The sequence below is a fragment of the Pantoea sp. OVA07A genome, from assembly GCF_019969975.1.
GTDB classification, from domain to species: Bacteria; Pseudomonadota; Gammaproteobacteria; order Enterobacterales; family Enterobacteriaceae; genus Pantoea; species Pantoea agglomerans.
Genome location: NZ_JAHXYM010000039.1, coordinates 1 through 213 on the forward strand (window position 1 = coordinate 1; position 213 = coordinate 213).

The window sequence follows — 213 nt, forward strand, 5'->3', positions numbered from 1 at the left end:
CCCTGTTGCCGCCGTGAAAGGGCGGAGTCCTAACCGCTAGACGAAGGGGACACAAAAGTGTCACGACTTCGCAGCCGTCCTGCTCATTACTTTTTATCAGACAATCTGTGTGGACACTGCGCGGGAAGGTATCTTCAGGTAAGGAGGTGATCCAACCGCAGGTTCCCCTACGGTTACCTTGTTACGACTTCACCCCAGTCATGAATCACAAAG

1 rRNA gene is annotated in these 213 nt (G+C 53.1%); it reads right to left on the reverse strand.

Features of this window, described 5'->3' with window-relative positions:
* Positions 1-139: 139 nt before the first annotated feature.
* A 16S ribosomal RNA gene (locus LC417_RS22380) occupies positions 140-213 on the reverse strand; the annotation flags it as partial.